This window comes from Petrimonas sp. (assembly GCF_963921705.1).
In the GTDB taxonomy this organism is placed as follows: domain Bacteria; phylum Bacteroidota; class Bacteroidia; order Bacteroidales; family Dysgonomonadaceae; genus Petrimonas; species Petrimonas sulfuriphila.
The window spans coordinates 935,176-954,924 of the sequence record NZ_OY997410.1 but is presented as its reverse complement, the minus strand read 5'-3'; the positions used below and the strand labels follow the sequence as shown (position 1 = coordinate 954,924).

Genomic DNA, 19,749 nt, shown 5'->3' with positions numbered 1-19,749 from the left:
ATGTGTAGAGACGGTGTCGCACACCGTCTCTACATTATTTTTTCCACTTCAACCTTAAACTGTTGGTCACCACGCTCACGCTGCTCAGTGCCATGGCTGCTCCGGCAATCATCGGATTAAGCAAAAAACCGTTTACGGGATAGAGTATCCCCGCAGCAATGGGAATGCCGATAATGTTATAGATAAATGCCCAGAACAGGTTCTGACGAATAGTTTGAACGGTTTGGCGGGATAATCGGATGGCCTGCGGAATTTTAGTCAAATCAGACGAAATAATGGTCATTTTTGCCACATCCATGGCAATGTCGCTGCCCTGCCCCATAGCAATGCTCACATCAGCCTGTGCAAGAGCGGCGCTGTCGTTGATGCCGTCGCCCACCATAGCCACAACTTTTTCCTGTTGTTGCAACTCTTTTACAAATTCCGATTTTTCCTGCGGTAACACCTCCGCTTTGTAGTGCCTGATTCCGGTTTGCCCGGCGATGGCTTTGGATGTTGCTACGTTATCGCCTGTGAGCATATACATTTCGATACCCATTTCCTGCATCTTTCGGATAGCCGTAACTGATGTCTCCTTAATTTTATCGGAAATTGCCAGAACAGCCAAGGCTTTTTTGTTATCGGCAAACCAAATGATGGTTTTAGCCAATTGGCCCCACTCATCGGATTTAGCCTGTAACTCCTGCGAAATATAGATATTATTTTCCGACATCAGTTTTCGGTTTCCCGCAAAATACATTTTATCATTAACAATACCTTTTACTCCTCTTCCCGTAAGACTTTCGAAGCCGGAAACCAAAATCTCCTTACCATTTTCCAAATGCGCAACAACAGCATCAGCCAGCGGATGTTCTGATTGCTGTTCCAAAGCCATAAGCAAGGCTTTTGCAGACTCATCCATCCAGAGTTCATCTGTAACTTGCGGTTTACCTTCGGTAATGGTTCCGGTTTTATCCAATACAACGGCATTCACTTTTTGTGACAATTCCAGACTTTCAGCATCTTTTATCAGTATACCCTTTTCGGCACCTTTTCCCACCCCAACCATAATAGCGGTTGGTGTTGCCAGCCCCAGCGCACAAGGACAGGCAATAACCAGTACAGTAACAAAAGCCAGTAGCGCGTGTGTGAGCGCATTGTCTCCTCCAAAAATTAACCAAACGATAAACGTAATGATCGCGATTCCTATAACTACCGGCACAAATATACCTGCAATTTTGTCTACCAGTTTCTGTACCGGAGCTTTGCTGCCTTGTGCGTCTTGCACCATTTTAATAATGTGTGCCAACATTGTTTCTTTACCTACTTTATCGGCCCTAAACCTGAAACTGCCCTTTTGATTGATCGTTCCGGCAAACACTTTTTCTCCTTTTACCTTACGCACGGACATCGGCTCTCCGCTTAACATACTTTCGTCAACAAACGAGTCACCCGAAATTACCGTGCCGTCCACGGCAATTTTTTCTCCCGGTTTCACCTGCACGATTTCACCAACCGCCAACTTTTCGATAGCTATCTCAACCTGATTATTATCGTCACGAATAACAGTGACCGTTTTCGGCTGTAAACCCATCAGTTTTTTTAATGCAGACGAAGTACTGCCTTTGGCTTTTTCTTCCAACAGCCGCCCCAACAAAATAAAAGCGATAATTACCGCTGCGGCTTCAAAATAAACATGACCTTCCAATCCTTTGCTCTGCCAGAATTCGGGAAAAAGCATATTGAAGAGACTGAAAACGTACGCTGTCCCCGTACTTAATGCCACAAGTGTATCCATATTAGCAGTACGATGCCGGGTCTGCTTCCAAGCAGTAATGAAAAAATCTCTTCCCAGCCACAAAACCACCGGTGTTGCAAAAGCCCACATGATAAGGTCAGCATATGGAATGTTCATCAAAAACATCCCTACAATCACAACCGGTAGGGATAATATCAATGCCCAGACAGTTTTGTTTTTTAGTTGTCTATAATTCTTTTCATGAATTTCATCGAGCAGATCCTGTTGATTTTCTTCTTCGAGAACCAAGTCGTAACCGATGGATTGAACGGCTTTTTGAATACCTTCAGCATCTATCTCACCGGGTTGAAAATCTACCAGTGCAGTTGCTGTAGCAAAATTCACGGCAGCATTTTTCACACCCTTCAGTGATTTGAGTTTGTTTTCTACGCCTGCAGCACAACCGGCACAGGTCATTTGTAGAACGGGAAAATTCTTTTGTATAGATTGATTTTCGTTTGTTGCCATAACCATTTCTTTTTAAGTAGAATGCAAAATTAGCAACAAAAGTTCAATAGAGTATTGCAGTTTTTTTGAATAGATTTGTAAGATTTACACTTCGTCGAGCGGTTTCCTTTTTATTTCTCTGATTTGTTTAAAATGGCCGGGGGTAAGGCCTGTCACTCTTTTAAACTGATTGCTCAGGTAAGCAACACTTGAATAATTGAGTCGATAAGCGATCTCACTGAGTGATAGTTCGTCGTAAACCAGCAATTCTTTTACCTTTTCGATTTTTTGTGCGATAAAATATTTTTCGATGGTGGTGCCTTCCACTTCAGAGAAAAGATTGGACAAATAGCTGTAATCGTGATTAAGTTCTTCACTCAACATGTCGGAAAGATTTGTCTGCAGATGACTATTTTTGCGATGCACCAAATCGATAATAACATTTTTTATTTTCTCAATAATACGGCTTTTCCGGTCATCGATCAGTTCAAAACCCAACGGTTCAATTGCTGCACGAACTTTCTCTTTCTGCTCGTCAGACAATTCTTCTTCAAGCAAAACTTCACCCAACACAACGTCTTTCGGGTTGAAACCCAACTTTTCCATTTCGTTGTGAACTACCATCACACAACGATTACAAACCATATTTTTTACATATAGTTTCATAAATTTCTGAAGTTTAGTTTAGAATCACACCATCACCATCCTCTTTCCCTGTCGCCAAGTCACCCTGTCGCCCTGTCTCACTTTCGTGTTTGTATTGAAAGAAAACCATGAACAAAAATGCTACCAATAGTGAATACCCGGCAAAAACATACCACGAGTTCGGCCAACCGACCAAATCAACCACCTTTCCTGCAGCATATGAACCGATGAAAGCTCCGAAACCGTTGGTCATAATCATAAAAACTCCCTGAGCACTCGATCGGATGGCAGGCCGCGTAACTTTTTCAACATACAGTGAGCCCGAAATATTGAAAAAATCGAATGCCACCCCATAAATCAGCATAGAAAGAATCAGCATCCAAACACCGCCTCCGGGATCACCGGCTCCCAATAATCCAAATCTCAACACCCAGGCAAACATACTTATCAGCATAACGGTTTTAATGCCGTAACGTTTCAAAAAGAATGGGATAAGCAAGATGCACAAAGTTTCAGACATTTGCGAAAGTGAGATGAGAATATTGGCATGTTCCACTCCGAAAGTTCCTGAAAATTTGGGAATGTTGCCGAAATAATTGGTAAGATAATCGTTGGCGAAAGCATTGGTGATCTGCAACGCGATACCCAAACACATGGAAAACAGGAAGAAAACTGCCATCTGTCGGTGCTTGAAAAGTGCAAAAGCACGTAATCCCAGTTTATCGATCAAAGACCTATTTTCAGATTCTTTGTTTACAGGACAATTGGGAAGCGTAAAGGCGTAAATTCCAAGCACAAGCGAGAGTATTGCTGAAAAATAAAGCTGATACGATGTTTTGGATAATTGAAAGCCATCTATGCGAATTAAATCCACAGCAATCATCGATACTATAAAACCCACAGTTCCCCAAACACGAATAGGCGGGAACGACTTCACCGTTTCCAATCCACAAGAGGTCAACGATGTGTATGCCACTGAATTAGATAATGCAATAGTGGGCATATAAAACATAACCGACAGCAAAACATAGGTATATAATGGAGCATACTCCGTTTGCGGTGCAGCCAAAAAAAGGAAAAAACCGGCAATCAGATGAGAAATACCGAGTAATTTTTGTGCCGGGATCCATCGGTCGGCAATCACACCCATTACACCAGGCATAAAAAGCGATGCAATACCCATAGTGGCAAAAAAACTCCCGATTTGCACACCCGTAAACTTCAATCCACCACCAAGATATGCACCTAACGAAATTAGCCACGCTCCCCAAATGGCGTATTGGAGAAAGTTCATCACGATGAGTCTGATTTTTATGTTCATGATTTAAATGTTTGATATTTTAGGTAGAGACCCGGCAGTCCAGTCTCTTCTATGTACTATCGTTTCAGCCACGGCGCCGGATTTAGCTTGGTGGTTTTTTGCCACAACTGAAAATGCATGGTTGCTACACCGGTGTCCGGATCGGTATAAATTCTGCCCAGTGACTGACCAGACTTTAGTTTATCGCCCGATTTTACAAACAGATCGTAAATATTGCCATAAAATGTGTAATAATCTCCGTGACGGACAATCACACAGGTGTTGTAACCGGGAACGGAGAACACTTTCGAGACCTCACCCTCAAACACCGCACGGATATTGGCGCCTTGTTGCGCCTGAATATCAATACCATTACTATTGGTGGTAACGTTCCATTCGCTGTGTTTTCGCTGTCCGAAACTTCCCACAATGGATGCCGTTCCAGTAACAGGCATAGGCAGATTTCCGCGATTAGACACAAAATTCTTAGAAAGATTGAACGTTTCGTCAGCTGTTGTTGCCGATTCTATTTTCGGTTCAGGTTGCTTGACGGCAGGTTTTACGTCCTCGGTTTTATCCGGTTCTTTTCTAGCCAGTTCCTCGGTTTTTCTTCCTTTCTCTGCTTCTCGGCGCACACGGGCAGCAACCTCTTCGGCCTTTCGTTTTCTCTCGGCTTCAGCCGCCAAACGACGGGCTTCAGCTTCCCTTTCCTGACGGGCAACCTCTTCAGCAATCAACTTTTCGATCTGGGCATCTAGTTTTCGGGCTTGCTGCTGCTTATCCTGGAGCATCCTCTGCAACTCCCTTTGTTTTCCTCGCGCTTCGGTCATTTCAGACTGACGGACGTGTTCTTCTTCCTGCAACCGGAGCTGTTCCGCTTTCAAGGCATCCAGCGCAGCCTGTTTGCCGGTCCGGGCTTTGGCAAGCTCATCTTTTCGAGCGCTTAACTGTACATTTTGTTGCTTGATCTCTTCGGCCTGACTTTTGCGCCATTTAGAATAATCACGCAGGTATTGCATCCTGCGCAACGATTCACCCAACGATTTTCCGGAAAGGACAAAAAACAACTCGTTCTGCCTACTTCGGCTGGCCTGCATCACACGAACAGCTTTTGCGTAGCTCTCCTGTTTCTGTTTTAACGATTCACCCAGCCGATTTATTTCCGATTCTAACCGCAATTGCTCCCTCTCCAACGCTGCAATTTCCTGGTTTTGCAGTGTCATCATCTCTTTCCGGGAAGCAATCTGTTTGTTTATAAGGTTAATGCGCTGAAGGAGGGTAGTGGTTTCTTTTTTTACATCGAGGAAGAGTTTGTTGGTGCTTTTGATCTCTTCCAACAACATCTTCTGTTGCTTCTGGAGCTGATCGATTTGCGGAGTTTGCGAGAAAAGAGTACTCGCAAGCGTCAGAAACAATCCTATCGTAAAAACTCTCCTCATCAATTGTTTGTCAGGATTTTAACAATATCCGAAAGGGTCGCCCGCGTATAACTCCCCGGAACCGAGACCTGAAGATCGAAATCCTCATCAAGTGTGATGCCTGAAAACTCCAGTCCAACATTTACTTTTCGCCTGGTTGAAGCCAACGCAACATCCATCTTGCGAGGGAAAGCCTTATGGGATTCCATAACAAAATCATCGTACCTCCAGTTCATCGAATAATGATCTTTCGGTTCTATCAAATGCGTTAATGCGATGCGGTCGTTGCCATCGATGGTAAAGCTATACTCGATGCCCGATTTCTTGTCAACTGACTTCAACAGGTAATGCATATCGGAGAGTTGGTCGGTTGAAAACTTATCGTAATCGGAATAAATAACGTCCGTTTGTCCCGAAACAAACACTTGATTGGTTAAAAGCGATTGCAACGTCTTATAATCAAACCCCACAGGATACATTCTTTTAACATCCTCGATGGACTCTTTTACATAACGTTTGTTCATCCTGTCCAACAGCACAAGGCTGTCCCTGTCAGCATACAAGCGCAGCATCTCCACGCCGAACAACGGTTGGACAGAGAGCTGGATGGCCTTGTCTTTCACTATCCGGAGGCTAGCTTTGGAACTCAGCGACTTTGTTCCCGATGAAAGATTAAGGTTGAGTTTCGATGAAAACGTCTTGAAACTGAACTGATTGTTTAAAATATCGGTAAACAAATCGACATTCACTTTCTCTTCGACAGGAGCAGCGGCAACAATTTGCTTTTTGGATTTGCACGAATGCAATCCCAGAATAACAACAGTTATGCCAAGCAGAAAGATAATGATCTGTTTTCTGAAATTCATTCTTTTATGTATTCTTTTCTTTTAATTTTTTTATTCAATGTTTTGGAACCGCTTCCCAACTCTTTGGCTTTTTTCCATTGTTCCACGGCTTTTTCCTTTTCACCCGTTACGGCAAGCACATCGCCATAATGCTCAAGAACTTCTGCCGTAAGATCTTCCTTCCCATATTCAATCGCCTTCTCTATATATATTTTCGCCATCGTATAGGCACCCTGTTCAAACAGAATCCATCCGTAAGTATCCAAGTAGGTGGGGTTTGTAGGCTCAGCCTTGATGGTTATTCCGCTCATCTGTTCTGCTTTATCCAGACTTTTCCGCTCCAGCGATAAATAATAGCTGTAATTATTAAGTACCGGCAGGTTCTGCGGATTCAGCTTTAGGGCTTTTTCATAATTTTCGAAAGCGGTATCGTTGTTTTTCAGGAAATGGTGGATGTCTCCGATCTGCCCGTAAAAGTCCGACTCGATCACCGGACTTTGAAATTCGGCATTCGCCAGGCCCTGTTCGTAGATACTCAATGCTTCCCCGTATTTTTTTTGTTGAAACTTAGCCAGTCCCAGGTAAAAGTAGAACTGCGGGGCAGTCGGAATATGCTCAATTCCAGTCAGGGTAATTTCGACCACTTTTTCAAGCGCCTGGGTGTCCGGTAAAACGATGCGAAGCATTTGCTCGTATCCGGCAGGATCGGCTGGATTGTCTTTGGTGTAAATTTCAAACTGCTCCATCGCTCCTTTTTTATCTTCCTGCAACAACAACACATCACCGTACATCATGTTGATGCGGGTATTGTTGGGATGCTGCTCAAACATCGATTGAAAAAGCGGATTGGCCGTTTTAATATCCTGCTGGCTCTGGCGTAATAAAGTAATGTAACGGGCCAACAGTTGTAGTTTTGTCTCCACCTCCATCTTACTGCTCGTGATGGCTTTTTGCAATTCCTCTACAGCAGCCGGTTTATTGTTGGTTTTTTCGTAATAATTCACCATGGAGAGAATTAACGAAGGCTCATCCGGAGCAATCTGCTTTGCCTGCTGGTAATAGTCCAATGCTTTATCTGCCTGATTATCCTGTAAATACAAATCGCCCATAAGAAGTTTGTAGCGGATATTATCGGGGTTTTTGTCAATAACCGACTGGATTTCTTCAAACGCCCGATCCTTTTTATCCATCATGTTGTACAATCGGAACTTATTGAGCGTTATGGCATCCGAAACTCCGGTATATTTTTGCAGCGAGTCGAGCGACTGAATGGCCTTGTCGAGTTCTCCGTTATCGCCATATACATTGGCAAGCTCAAAGTAGAGTTCTACTTTTTCGGGATACGTTTTCAGTAAATAGTTGTAAATTTCTATGACCTCTTTTTTCAGGTCTAGCTCTTTGCTCAATCCGGCAAGAATCATGTTGTAGTAATAGTTGGCCGGATCCTGTTTCACTGCTCTACGAAAAAAATCCAACGCCTTGTTTTTCTCCTCCAGGGAACTGTAGTAAGCACCCAATTCTATCAGCACGCTGGCGTTAGTGGAATCCATGGAATAACAGTGTTGAAGCAAATCGAAAGATTCGGCATATTTACCCAGGGTCTTGGCGTTGACCGCCTCATAAAAAAAGTAATCAAACTTCCGCCGGCTTGTCTCATCCAGGATCAATCCTTCTACCTGCGAAAAAAGGCTTACCGGAAAAAGCACAAGAGAAACGATGATACCGCTTATGTATTTGTTGTAATTCATTCTTTTTAATCTGATAATGTCCCTCTATTGCAGGGCACAAGACATTGTGCCTCCGCATAACACGCGTTTTGATCCTTATTACAAATCATCTAATGCTTACCTGTATGTCCGAATCCGCCGGAGCCTCTTTCAGTCTCATCTAAATCATCCACCTGCAACCATTCTACCCGGGTATGCCGGGCGATTACCATCTGACAAATACGCTCTCCGTCGTTAATGATAAAGTCTTCGTCCGATAAATTCACCAAGATCACCCGAATTTCACCCCGATAATCGGCATCAATCGTCCCCGGAGAATTTACAATGGAGATTCCGTGTTTAACTGCCAGTCCGCTTCTCGGACGGATCTGTGCTTCATATCCTTCGGAAAGCTGAATGTATATCCCGGTGGGGATAAGCGACCGTTGCAACGGCCTCAACGTAACCGGTTCGTCTATGTTTGCCCGCAAATCCATGCCGGCAGACAAAGCCGTAGCATATTCGGGTAATGAGTGCTTCGATTTATTGACAATTTTAACCTGCATAATATCCTAAGGAATAGACTCTCAAAACGGATTTTGTTTAAACCTGCGAATTTAGTCATTTATGCGCAAATATTTGTCGAATTGATAAAATTTAAGGAAATTGGGCCTTCAAAAAACGGTTTAATTTTTGGAGCAATTATTTTCGTGGAGTAAAAAATTGCATATCTTTGTAACGCTATGAGCCAACAAGACGATTTATTGAAGAATTTACGCCAGACGCTCAGCGAACAAGGTATTGAGTCGTTTCACGTGCTGGAAGACCTGGTTCCTATTGAAGAACAGATGGAGTATTTCCGTTACTTCGACCGGTTGAGGCGGGAGAATACTCCTTTTGTACGCGATGAAGAGATTGCTATTCTTTTTTCTGCCGATGAAACCATTGAAAGGAAGAAAAAAAGCTTGTCGAGGCTAGCATCCATTCCTGATGTAGGCGCGTACCGGGCAATAGAGACCTATCACAGCAGCCCGCTCGAGCCGGAATTGTTCAACTGGTCATCGATGTCGTTGGTAGGCAGCCGGATAATCTTAAGTTCCGACCTGTCCGGACAACAACAAATCTATGTCTCTTCGGGACTGGGCGGCCACGAGAAAAAACTTCGTTTCTTTGGCTTGTTTACCACAACCGACCGTCGTCCCCTGACCGATTTGCAAAAAGAGATTGTGGACCGGGAATTTCGCTTCCAGCTTAAGTTGGCTGATGTGGAAATTGAGAGATTCGACATGAAGGATAACTATTTCACTCTGTTAATGCTTTTTCCTCTCGATTCCGACGTTCGCTCAGGCATTAACGCCGCCGTAAACGAAATAAACCAATACGGCAACTTCCTTGATCCTAAATTTTTATTTACAAACGTAAAAATCCTGTCTGATAGTGAAATAGAGCAGTTACTGGAGAAAAAATAGGCGATACACCTTGGTTATTCCCGACTGCAACGAGTAAGGAACTAATTATGCGCGAAAAATATGAAATTTTTTCTTGTCAAACAACTTGCGCTGCTGCTCATTACGATAAGCACCTTCCAGGCATGTTTCGCGCAAGACATACCCTTTGTTCCTCCGGCTTTTAACTACACAACTCATAACTATAACGCCGGGAATCAGAACTGGGCTGTCGCACAGGGGAGAAACCGAGTGATCTACGTCGGCAATGATTACGGCTTGCTGAGCTTTGATGGCGCGAACTGGAAACTGACCCCGTTGCCCAGTCATTTGTCTGTTAAATCTATATTTATAGACCATGCGTCCGGTAAGGAAAAGATTTATGTAGGGTCTTTTGAAGAATTCGGATTCTTTCAAAGAGACGAAAAAAACGAACTTCTGTACCACTCCCTGAAACATTTGATAAAGGACTTTACGTTTTACAACGATGAAGTCTGGACTATTAACAAGGTAGGAAACCGCATTTTCTTTCAGACGTTCTCGTCTTATTTTATTTACAACGAATCCGACAACTCTCTGACAGTTGAGAAACCCTTTCCGGCTCCTCTCTACTTTTTCACGGCAGAGGATACGCTTTACGCGCAATTCATCGACGAGCACTTCTATGTTTTCGATGGGACCCGGTTCCGTTTACTCTTGACAAAAGACAAATTCGATAACGACCAGGTTGTCTCGGTTTTGCCTTTTAACGGAGAAATTTACCTGACAACTGCAAAAAGCGGGATTTTTTCTTTCAACCTCACGACCCAAAAACTATCCCGCCGAAAAACGACCGTAGACAATGAGTTAAAAAGTGAAACCGTAAACCGGGTAACTTCATTATCAGATTCAGTACTTGTGTTGGGCACGCTAAAACATGGCCTTTATGCTTTGAAAACAGACGGATCCCTGCTTTGGCAACTAAATCGGGACAACGGACTTTACAACAACACGGTATTGGGTTTGTTTACCGACGAAGATAAAAACCTTTGGGCAGCTCTGGACAACGGCGTTTCCCATATCCGGACCAGTTCCCCTCTTTCTTTTTTTGAACCAAAAAATATCCATATAGGGCTCGTGGAAGATATTCTTGTAAAAGACAATCAATTATATGTAGCCACCAATCAGGGTATTTACACCTATGCTAACGAACAAAAAAAAATCTACCTGCTTCCCGATTTCAATATCCAATCATGGTTTATACGGAATTTTGATAACCAGATAATTACCGGTAACAATACAGGAACAGCCTTTATCGTAAACAATAGAAAAAAAGAACTTCCTGAAGAAAGTACCGGCGGTACGGATATAAAGGCCATGAGAATTCACAACAGGGATTTTTTGTTGGAGTCAACCTATACAGCCCTTCAGGTCTACCTCCGGAATACTGAAGGCCAATGGGTATACAGCCACAAGATTGATAATTTCTTCGACCTGATCAATCAGGTCGAACAGGATCATGCCGGAAACATTTGGGCAACCCATATGTACAAGGGTCTTTACCGATTGCGGCTCGATGATCGGTTACAACGGGTAGTATTGCGGGAGTTTTATCCGGCCTTGGACAGCACCGCCACGGCAACAAAACCCATCCGCACCATGAAATTAATGGGAAGGATGGTGTTTACTAATGGTAACTCTTTTTACACGTACGATGATATTGCACAAAAAATCACTCCTTTTGATCCATTGAATCAGGAACTTCCACAGCTTACCGACACGAGGAACATCGTCACCATTAACGATACCTCATTTTGGTTTCTCAGGCCCGAAGAATACACGCTGGTTAAATTTTCAACTGGAAAATACCACATATCCGACAAAGTTCCCTTCAGCATTCTGAACAACCCTCCCAACACCGGAAGAGGGAACATGTACGTGGATAAAAACAACGTATCCTATTTCTGTTTAAACGGCGGCATCGGGAAATACAATCTATTCGACAAATTTCACGTTAACTTGCCCGGTCTAGAGATTTCAAAGATTCAGAGTTACAACCGTAAGATTGATACTCCGAACAACCTGCCGGTCAACAAGCGGAATGTTATTAATTTTTCAGAGAACAACCTTACGTTCGAGTTTCAATATCCCGATTACAGCAAAAAAAAATTCACCATAGAGTGCTTTCTGGAAAATTACGATACCCGTTGGATAGCAACCGCTCCGGATTTCACCATTACCTATCCCAATTTGCCAGCTAACTCCTATATATTGAATTCAAGGGTGTTAAATGATATGGGAGAAGTTCTCTCAACTCTTTCCGTTCCGTTTCAAATTAAAAATCCCTGGTACAAAACTACGCTGGCTCTTATGGTCTACCTGACACTGGCCGGATTGTTGCTCACTTATCTTATCCGGATATACATCCGGATGGTTATCAAGAGAAAGAATAAAATATTTGCACAACGGGAAAAAGAAAGAATCGCTCAGTTGGCTTGCCAGGAAAAACTTATTGCAGAGATGAAAAGCGAAAAACTACAGAATGAGCTGATATACAAGAGTAAAGAATTGGCGAATGTCACCCTGATGGTCATCAACCACCAGGAACTGCTCAATAAACTGAAAAAGGAAATACAGGAAAACATCAGAACCGGAAAATTATATCGCTCCAACGGCTCCAGTCTCGTTAAAATGATCGACAGTAACCTGTCTGGAGAAGACGAGTGGGCGTTTTTCCAAGAAAATTTTGACCTTATCCACGAAAACTTCTTTCGCAAATTAACCGAAAGATACCCCGTATTAACACCGGGTGATTTACGCCTTTGTGCCCTTCTCCGCCTTAACTACTCATCAAAAGAAATTGCAAAGATGCTGAATCTGACATTGCGTGGAGTTGAAGCCGCCCGATACCGTTTAAGAAAGAAACTTAACCTCGAAGAAGAAGAAAACCTGGTATCTTTTGTGATTAATTTCACTTAACCACTTCGTTTTATCGTATTAATAACACTTATTTATACTGCTCATATACTGTATTTTATGTATGAAAACGTATATAAACAGTACCCTTTAAAAACATGTTATACAACATAACGTAATTTAAATGAGGTGCTTTATTATGTATGCGCATAAAAATGACGTTAATTTGGTTCAGAAACTTGATTATTTAAATAACAAATTAAAAGCATTTGAATCCATGAAATTAAAAACTATCCTCATTCTTTGCTTTCTGTTATTCCTTGTTGGCCTATCCGCCCAACAGCCAATTACCGTCTCGGGAACAGTAACAGAAGGAGCTACAGGCGACCCTGCGATAGGGGTTACCGTATTGGTGAAAGGTACAACCAACGGAACGGTTACCGGTATCGGTGGAGATTATACGCTGTCTAATGTACCCGCCAATGCGACGTTAATGTTCAGTTATATCGGTATGTTGACCGTTGAGGAGAGTGTAAACGGACGATCCGTCATCAACATTTCGATGCTGGAAGATGTTCAGGCCCTGGACGAAGTAGTGGTAATCGGGTACGGCACCGCACGTAAAAGGGACTTAACCGGCTCAATTGTCAGTGTGAGCGCCGGTGAAATAGCAGACAGACCATCGGCAAATCCATTAGCATCGCTGCAAGGAAAGGTTGCTGGAGTGCAAATTGTAAACACCGGGCGAGCTGGACAAGATCCTGAAATTCGCATCAGAGGGACAAACTCCATTAACGGATACAAACCTCTATACATTGTAGATGGGCTATTTTCGGATAACATCAGCCATATTAATCCATCGGACGTTGAATCTATGGAGATATTAAAAGACCCGTCATCGCTGGCCATTTTTGGAGTACGCGGCGCCAATGGAGTTATTATAATCTCTACGAAAAAGGCAAAGGCGGGTCAAACCATTGTCAACCTGAATACTTCTTTCGGTTTCAAAGAGATTTACGATAGAATCGATCTGACAAATGCTGCTCAGTTTAAGGAGCTGTATGATGAGCAACGAAATAATCAGGGTGCGCAGCCTTATAACTACAGCTATTGGGGTGCAGACACAGACTGGCAGGATGAAATGTTTCAGTCCGGATTTATCACGAACAACAACATCAGTATAACCGGATCCGGAGATAGGAGCAGGTTCTACATGGGATTGGGATACACTTCGGAAGAAGGCTCCATCCAAACGGAGAAATTTTCGAAAATCACCGTAAACCTCAGCAGCGAATACAACGTTACCGATTTTCTGAAGTTCGGGTTCCAGGTAAACGGCGCGAAGAGCAAGACTCCCGACGCTAAGGGAGTAGGGTCCATTGTAAGAGCAGCTCCCATTGCTCCAACATTTTACGACTATACAGATCCGTTGACCGACAAGACAGAGCGTCTGCTGCACACCATGCCAGAATTTCAGCGCGCTCAACTGTGGAATCCACTGGTGGAGACATACATCAGAGGCAATCACAACCTGGGGGTGAACCACAGGGTGGCGGGAAATATCTACGGTGAATTGAAACTCCTTGAGAACTTCACTTTCAAAACAACGTTGTCTCTGGATTATGCGATAAACGAAGCGCGTGCTTTTTCACCGGTCGTCTATTTTTATAATCCCGATATTCCAGGCAAGGAAAATGTTCAGGACAGGCAATCCATCTCACAAGTAAAGTCAACGGAATATGCCGCGCAAGGTGATCATATCTTGACGTATCAGAACACATTTGACGACGTACATTCGCTGACTGTGATGGGTGGTATAACGACCAATTATCGTGAATTTTCATTGCTGGAGGGTGAACGCAGCGAGTTACTGGATAAAATATATTTTTCGGTACCCAACGACAATTACGACAAATGGTGGTTGACGGCATTAAATTCAGATGGAGCTAAAAATCAATACGACACCGATAAGAACCATCAATGGAGACGGTTCACAATGTCCTATCTCCTGCGGGGATTATACAGTTACGACAACCGCTATTTATTGAACGGTTCTTTCCGGCGCGACGGTTCATCGGTGTTCCGCGGAGTGGGAAATACGTGGGAAAACTTCTATTCCTTCGGAACCGCATGGGTAGTGTCTGAAGAAGATTTTATGAAAGAGCAACGGGTTATTGACTACCTGAAACTGAAAGGCTCCTGGGGAGTCTTGGGAACAGAAAATACCGGGAGGAGTGTTTATCCTACTTATCCGGAACTCACTTCTGTGGGGAGCGCTGTGTTTGGTCCAAACGAAAACATAATCCCTGGATACACGAAAATCTACAATGTTCAGGATTTAAAATGGGAAAAAACCTATTCCTGGGAAGCAGGGATTGAAATAAATCTGCTCAACCAGAGATTGAGGATCGAGCCGGTTTACTACAACAAGAGGACAAAGGATATTATTGTATTGCTCGATTCACGTGGAGGAGCCTTTAACTCGTTGGAAAACCTGGGAGATATCGAAAACAAGGGACTGGAGTTAACCGCTTTGTGGAACGATAAGATCGGAGAATCGGGATTTACCTATTCCGTCGGTGCTAACCTTACCAGCATCAAAAACAAGGTTCTGTCCCTTGGTCGTGATGAAGGGGATGCCATTTATGAGGGTATGGCAAGAACGGTCGCCGGATACCCCATTGCCTATTTTTATGGCTATCAGGTAAACGGTATTTATCAAAACAACGAAGATATCAGGCAGTCAGAACCGAACAATGTATTTGCCGTAAAACCCGGAGATTTAAAATTTAAAGACGTAAACGGAGATGGAAAAATTGATCAGGATGACAGGACCATGATTGGGAAGCCGACTCCCGACTATACCTACGGCTTGAACGTTAATCTAGCTTACAGGGGTTTTGACTTTGGGGTTGATATGATGGGTGTCTACGGAAATGAGGTCTACCGCGATTGGGACACCTCATCGTTTGCTCAATTCAATTATCTGACTAAACGCATGAACAGGTGGAACGGTGAAGGGACGTCCAACTGGGAACCCATTTTGGATCCAAGCAGAGCTATCAACCGGGCCTATTCAAGTTACTACATCGAAGACGGTAGTTTCTTCCGCCTGCGTAACCTTCAACTGGGATACACCTTTCCTGGATCTTTCCTGGACAAGCTTTACCTGAAATCACTGCGTATCTATGCCAATGTCCAGAACTTGAAGACCTGGCACAAAAATACGGGATATACTCCGGAAATTGGAGGAAGCGCTGTAAGATCGGGAATTGATGGAGGCACTTATCCAATGCCGGCAATCTATACATTCGGATTAAACCTAACATTCTAAACTACAACAGGACATTAGGGAACGTGCGAGTAAATCAGTTGCTTCCGTGCAAAGGGTCACCGCAAGTCCCGCAAGACTTAAACAAGAAATAAAAACGAATCGTATGAAAAATAGAATAAAAAAATCAATAGCTGTTTGCGTTATGGGATTATTGGCATTAACGCAAATCGGTTGCAGCGACCTGTTGGATCAGGAGCCGCAGGGGAAATGGGTTGACGGGGATAATCCGGGCGGGTCCTTTCAAACGGATGTATTTTCGTTGTACGCCCGCATGAAAGGATGGGGAGTAACCGGCGGCATACCAGCATTTGCCGTACACAGCATTCGTAGCGAGGACGTGGAGAAGGGAAGCACACTTTCCGATGGTTCCGACGTGGCCTCCATGTACGATAATTTTAACTACAACGCTTCAGACGGCAATTTAGCCAGTTATTACTCGAGCAACTACGCCCTTATCCACACGGCAAATACTGTTCTTGCAAACATTAAGGAGGCGGAAGAGGGCGGCATCCAGTTGACTGAAATCGATCTGGCCTGCAGAGGCGAGGCTTACTTCTTCCGCGCATTCCTCTATTTTAATTTGATAAGAGCATACGGCCAGGTTCCGTTGATAAATTTCAAGATCAAGGATGCCGCCGAAACAAATATCCCCAAATCGACGGAGGCGGAGATATACGCTCAAATCGATGCAGATTTAACCGAAGCGGAGAGCCTGTTGCCGAAACAATGGGAATCGAAATACCTGGGACGTGTCACATGGGGGGCAGCCCGTGCCCTGCACGCTAAAACATATATGCAAAGGAATGATTGGTCTAACATGCTCCAGGCGTCATCCGATGTTATCCAATCGGGCCTGTACGACCTGAACACGCCTTTCGACAGAATATTCCGGGAAAGCGGTGAAAATTCAAGCGAATCCATTTTCGAATTGCAGTGCACCGCTACAGCAGCACTACCGGGCAGCACCGATATAGGGAGTCAGTATGCACAGGTACAAGGCGTGAGGGGTGCCGGGATGTGGGACCTGGGTTGGGGATGGAATTGTCCTACTCCCAACCTGGCCAGCACCTTTGAGGCCGGAGATCCGAGAAAAGACGAAACCTTGCTCTATTTTCTCAAGCCTGGAGAAGATCCTAATTCTATTCAGGCCAATAAGCCTTACGGTGAAAAGCCGGTAGCTCAGGAAGTAATGAACCGCTATTACAACAAAAAAGTATATACTGATCCGGCTAAACGCACGCAGTTCAACCGGTTTGGCTATTGGATGAACATTCGCATGATACGCGTGTCTGAAATGTACCTGATTGCGGCTGAAGCGTCCAATGAGCTCGGTCAGACCGGCGACGCCATGGAGTACCTGGAAATGGTTCGAGCCCGTGCCCGCGGCGGAAATGCGGATATTTTACCCAAGATAACCACGATGGACCAGGCAGAAATGCGCGATGCGATACGCCACGAAAGGAGAGTGGAACTCGCCATGGAATGGGACCGCTTCTATGACCTTGTCCGCTGGGGTATTGCCAGGGAGGTACTGCATGCTGCAGGGAAGACGAATTATCAGGATAAACACGCTCTGTTGCCTTTGCCACAGGCAGAAGTGGATAAGTCGAACGGCGTGTTGGTACAAAACCCCAATTATTAACCTAAAAATAATATCTCACGATTATGAAGAAAAGAACATTTATTTATCAACTTGTATTGATAACCGTTTTAGGATTGGTGATCTCTTCCTGTTTCCAGGACTTGGGCCAAAATCCACCGTTCGACTATCCTGAGGAGCCTCCGAAACCGCCCATCAGTGAAGACGGACAACTATTTTACATGACATTCAACGACAATTATAAGGATGCTAGAAGTAATAAAGAGGCTTCCATAACAGGAAATCCCGGATTTGCGGGGGGAAAGGTTGAAAAAGCCTATGCCGGAGCTAAAGACAGCTACCTCACCTTTAAGTTATCCGATATGCCGGCAGCGCTTGGACCCGCTGTAACAGTAGGATTCTGGTATAAAGTAAATGCCAGTCCCGACAGAGCAGGTATCATCGTGATCGGTCCTGTATCGGAAGGAGCGCCTGCAAATGCGCAAAACAACAGGACATCGGGTTTCCGGATATTCCGCGAAAATGCAGGGGGAAAACAACGAATCAAAGCCAATGTAGGCAACGGAACTGCAGACGGATGGCTTGACGGAGGGGATAAAGCCGACATCGATCCCACCATCTCCCCGTGGAAATACCTTGCGTTGGTATTGACTGAGGGAAAAGCGTTTTTCTATATCGACGGGGAGGAAGTAGCCTCATCCGATTTATCAAAAGTAAGCTGGGCCGGATGTGACATAATGTCTATCGGATCGGGAGAACCTCGTTTCAACGAATGGGGGCACCTCTCGGACAACAGTTTGATCGATGAGCTGCGGATATACAATAAGGCGTTGACTGCATCACAGATCAAGGAAATTGTAAATCACGATACGGAATAGTCATGACCAGAATATTTTTACCCCTTATCACTCTGCTCATCCTCTTGTCGGGATGTTCCGACAAGAAGAACGAACAAAACGAAACTCCCAAACCGGAAACACGCCCGCTCACTTTCGCTTCCGATGAGGCGTTTCTCGACTTTATCCAGCAAGCGCACATCAATTATATGTGGGACGGAGCGGAAAAGACTTCAGGATTAGCTCCGGAACGCATGCATATTGATGGGAACTATCCCGAAAACGATGCCGATGTAATTACCACCGGAGGCAGCGGTTTTGGAATTGCCGGACTTGTTGTCGGGATTGAGCGGGGGTTTATTCCACGTACCGACGGCGTAGCACGGTTACACCGAATTGTCGATTACCTGGCAAAAGCCGACCGATTCCACGGCATATGGCCTCATTGGATTCATGGCCCAACCGGCAAAGTGAAACCGTTTGGGCTAAAAGACAACGGTGGCGACCTGGTGGAAAGTGCTTTTCTGATGCAGGGATTGCTTTGCGTCCGGGAGTATTTCAAGGACGGGAGTGAGAATGAGAAGCAACTGGCCACCAAAATCGACGGACTTTGGCGGGAGATGGAATGGGACTGGTACCTCAACGGCAAAGATGTATTATACTGGCATTGGAGTCCCGAATACGGATGGGAGATGAATTTTCCGCTGGAGGGTTACAACGAGTGCCTCATTACCTATATCCTGGCCGCATCCTCACCTACACACCCGATCTCCGCTTCGGCCTATCACAACGGCTGGGCCCGTGGTGGAGCTATCCGGAGCAGTGCCGTGGCCTACGGGTTGCCACTTATTCTCAAACACAACGGTGCTGAAGAGTACGGCGGCCCTCTTTTCTGGGCGCACTATTCGTATATAGGACTGAACCCGAAAGGATTAAAAGACCAATACGCCGATTACTGGGAGGTTAATACAAACCAGGCACGTATCAATTATAACTATTGTAAACAAAATCCCAAAGGATTCCAGGGATACGGGGAGAATTGCTGGGGGTTGACCGCCAGCTACTCGGTGAACGGATACTCGGCGCATATGCCTGTAAAGAATGATTTGGGCGTCATAACACCAACGGCGGCTTTATCCAGTTTTCCTTATACGCCCGAAGAATCGATGAAAGCGTTAAAACATTTCTATGTTGAACTGGGCGACAGTATCTGGGGAAAATACGGATTTTACGATGCATTCAGCATCCAGGACAATTGGTATCCACAGAGGTACCTGGCCATCGACCAACTGACCATTGCCCCGATGATTGAGAACCACCGCAGCGGACTGCTGTGGAACCTCTTCATGGGTGCCCCGGAGATACAAAAAGGCCTTCAAAACCTGGGATTTGAATTTTTGAATAATTGACTTTTCGTGTGTTCTTATTGAAACGTATTCAGTTAAAGTTAAGACCTGTAAATGTTTCGAGAGAAACTCATTCTGAGAGACATTGCCGGTTG

13 protein-coding genes are annotated in these 19,749 nt (G+C 44.5%); 6 read left to right on the top strand and 7 right to left on the bottom strand.

Translation table 11 applies throughout. The features are described 5' to 3' along the window. Positions 1-34: 34 nt before the first annotated feature. The 7 genes from AACM02_RS03985 to dut all read right to left on the bottom strand — a co-directional run bounded on the left by AACM02_RS03985 (position 35) and on the right by dut (position 8,704). Positions 35-2,245 (bottom strand): cation-translocating P-type ATPase, encoded by a 2,211-nt coding sequence (locus AACM02_RS03985; protein WP_339116128.1) that lies wholly within the window; start codon positions 2,243-2,245, stop codon positions 35-37. An 84-nt stretch (positions 2,246-2,329) separates the two neighbouring features. Continuing rightward, positions 2,330-2,890 (bottom strand): AraC family transcriptional regulator, encoded by a 561-nt coding sequence (locus AACM02_RS03980; protein ID WP_332457154.1) that lies wholly within the window; start codon positions 2,888-2,890, stop codon positions 2,330-2,332. A 13-nt stretch (positions 2,891-2,903) separates the two neighbouring features. Continuing rightward, on the bottom strand, positions 2,904-4,190 hold the full coding sequence (locus AACM02_RS03975; RefSeq protein ID WP_339116127.1) for a nucleoside permease: 1,287 nt from the start codon (positions 4,188-4,190) through the stop codon (positions 2,904-2,906). Positions 4,191-4,246: 56 nt separating this feature from the next. After that, positions 4,247-5,608 (bottom strand): murein hydrolase activator EnvC, encoded by a 1,362-nt coding sequence (locus tag AACM02_RS03970; protein WP_214061918.1) that lies wholly within the window; start codon positions 5,606-5,608, stop codon positions 4,247-4,249. Further along, positions 5,608-6,453, bottom strand: coding sequence for a DUF4292 domain-containing protein (locus AACM02_RS03965; protein WP_332457155.1), 846 nt, complete (start codon positions 6,451-6,453; stop codon positions 5,608-5,610). The genes AACM02_RS03970 and AACM02_RS03965 overlap by 1 nt, the downstream gene beginning before the upstream one ends. Then, positions 6,450-8,180, bottom strand: coding sequence for a tetratricopeptide repeat protein (locus AACM02_RS03960; protein ID WP_339116126.1), 1,731 nt, complete (start codon positions 8,178-8,180; stop codon positions 6,450-6,452). The genes AACM02_RS03965 and AACM02_RS03960 overlap by 4 nt, the downstream gene beginning before the upstream one ends. Positions 8,181-8,269: 89 nt before the next feature. Then, on the bottom strand, positions 8,270-8,704 hold the full coding sequence (gene dut, locus AACM02_RS03955; protein WP_214062262.1) for a dUTP diphosphatase: 435 nt from the start codon (positions 8,702-8,704) through the stop codon (positions 8,270-8,272). Positions 8,705-8,881: 177 nt separating this feature from the next. On the opposite strand from dut, the gene AACM02_RS03950 reads away from it, so the two are divergent. From AACM02_RS03950 to AACM02_RS03925, 6 genes are all read left to right on the top strand, one after another. Continuing rightward, positions 8,882-9,607, top strand: coding sequence for a hypothetical protein (locus AACM02_RS03950; protein ID WP_214062263.1), 726 nt, complete (start codon positions 8,882-8,884; stop codon positions 9,605-9,607). A 60-nt stretch (positions 9,608-9,667) separates the two neighbouring features. Next, a complete protein-coding gene (locus AACM02_RS03945; protein ID WP_339116125.1) occupies positions 9,668-12,541 on the top strand; it encodes a hypothetical protein in 2,874 nt (957 codons plus the stop codon). Positions 12,542-12,755: 214 nt separating this feature from the next. Further along, positions 12,756-15,812: a TonB-dependent receptor gene (locus AACM02_RS03940; RefSeq protein ID WP_339116124.1), complete on the top strand. Its 3,057-nt coding sequence runs from the start codon at positions 12,756-12,758 to the stop codon at positions 15,810-15,812. A gap of 103 nt (positions 15,813-15,915) precedes the next feature. After that, entirely contained in the window at positions 15,916-17,454 is a 1,539-nt protein-coding gene (locus AACM02_RS03935) for a RagB/SusD family nutrient uptake outer membrane protein (protein WP_332457160.1), read from the top strand. Positions 17,455-17,477: 23 nt separating this feature from the next. Then, positions 17,478-18,290 carry a LamG domain-containing protein gene (locus AACM02_RS03930; protein ID WP_214062223.1) on the top strand — a complete coding sequence of 271 codons (813 nt, stop codon included), beginning with the start codon at positions 17,478-17,480 and terminating at the stop codon, positions 18,288-18,290. Between the two features lie 2 nt (positions 18,291-18,292). Further along, entirely contained in the window at positions 18,293-19,657 is a 1,365-nt protein-coding gene (locus AACM02_RS03925; protein WP_332457161.1) for a glucoamylase family protein, read from the top strand. Positions 19,658-19,749 lie beyond the last annotated feature (92 nt).

Bases quoted from the DNA above. Each gene is read 5' to 3' on its own strand.
- AACM02_RS03985 (WP_339116128.1), bottom strand. From the start codon at position 2,245: ATGGCAACAAACGAAAATCAATCTATACAAAAGAATTTTCCCGTTCTA.
- AACM02_RS03980 (WP_332457154.1), bottom strand. From the start codon at position 2,890: ATGAAACTATATGTAAAAAATATGGTTTGTAATCGTTGTGTGATGGTA.
- AACM02_RS03975 (WP_339116127.1), bottom strand. From the start codon at position 4,190: ATGAACATAAAAATCAGACTCATCGTGATGAACTTTCTCCAATACGCC.
- AACM02_RS03970 (WP_214061918.1), bottom strand. From the start codon at position 5,608: ATGAGGAGAGTTTTTACGATAGGATTGTTTCTGACGCTTGCGAGTACT.
- AACM02_RS03965 (WP_332457155.1), bottom strand. From the start codon at position 6,453: ATGAATTTCAGAAAACAGATCATTATCTTTCTGCTTGGCATAACTGTT.
- AACM02_RS03960 (WP_339116126.1), bottom strand. From the start codon at position 8,180: ATGAATTACAACAAATACATAAGCGGTATCATCGTTTCTCTTGTGCTT.
- dut (WP_214062262.1), bottom strand. From the start codon at position 8,704: ATGCAGGTTAAAATTGTCAATAAATCGAAGCACTCATTACCCGAATAT.
- AACM02_RS03950 (WP_214062263.1), top strand. From the start codon at position 8,882: ATGAGCCAACAAGACGATTTATTGAAGAATTTACGCCAGACGCTCAGC.
- AACM02_RS03945 (WP_339116125.1), top strand. From the start codon at position 9,668: ATGAAATTTTTTCTTGTCAAACAACTTGCGCTGCTGCTCATTACGATA.
- AACM02_RS03940 (WP_339116124.1), top strand. From the start codon at position 12,756: ATGAAATTAAAAACTATCCTCATTCTTTGCTTTCTGTTATTCCTTGTT.
- AACM02_RS03935 (WP_332457160.1), top strand. From the start codon at position 15,916: ATGAAAAATAGAATAAAAAAATCAATAGCTGTTTGCGTTATGGGATTA.
- AACM02_RS03930 (WP_214062223.1), top strand. From the start codon at position 17,478: ATGAAGAAAAGAACATTTATTTATCAACTTGTATTGATAACCGTTTTA.
- AACM02_RS03925 (WP_332457161.1), top strand. From the start codon at position 18,293: ATGACCAGAATATTTTTACCCCTTATCACTCTGCTCATCCTCTTGTCG.